The sequence below is a fragment of the Massilia sp. 05N420 genome (genome assembly GCF_056397205.1).
Map to the genome: position 1 here is coordinate 1 of NZ_JBFTMX010000148.1, position 519 is coordinate 519.

A 519-nucleotide genomic window follows, 5' to 3' on the forward strand; every position below is an offset into this window, starting at 1 on the left:
GGAATGAATACCGCCATCAGCACCAGCGTAATGCCGATCACGGGGCCGAAGAGCTCGTCCATCGCCTTCTCGGCGGCCTTCTTGCCGGGCATCCCTTCCTCGATATGGCGGGCAACACCTTCGACGATGACGATGGCGTCATCGACGACGATGCCGATCGCCAGCACGATGGCGAAGAGCGTCGAGAGGTTGACGGTGAAGCCGAGCGCCGCCATGGCCGCAAAGGCGCCGATGATCGTCACCGGCACCGTCGTCGCCGGAACCAGCATCGCCCGCCAATCCTGCAGGAAGACGAGAATAACGATCAGCACGAGAACGCCGGCTTCGATCAGCGTGACATAGACCTCATCGATCGATGCCTTCACGAATTTGGTCGTATCGAATGGCACGGTATAGGCGAGACCGGGGGGAAAGCCTTTCGAAAGCTCGGTCATCTTCGCCGCAACATCCTTGGCGACGTCGATGGCGTTGGCCTCGGGAAGCTGGAAGATGCCGATACCGGCCGCCGGCAGCCCGTTC

1 protein-coding gene is annotated in these 519 nt (G+C 61.5%); it reads right to left on the reverse strand.

The annotated features are described in order from the left end of the window. A partial coding sequence (locus AC1DIX_RS27705) for an efflux RND transporter permease subunit (RefSeq protein ID WP_477328544.1) occupies nucleotides 1-519 on the reverse strand: 519 nt, incomplete at both ends.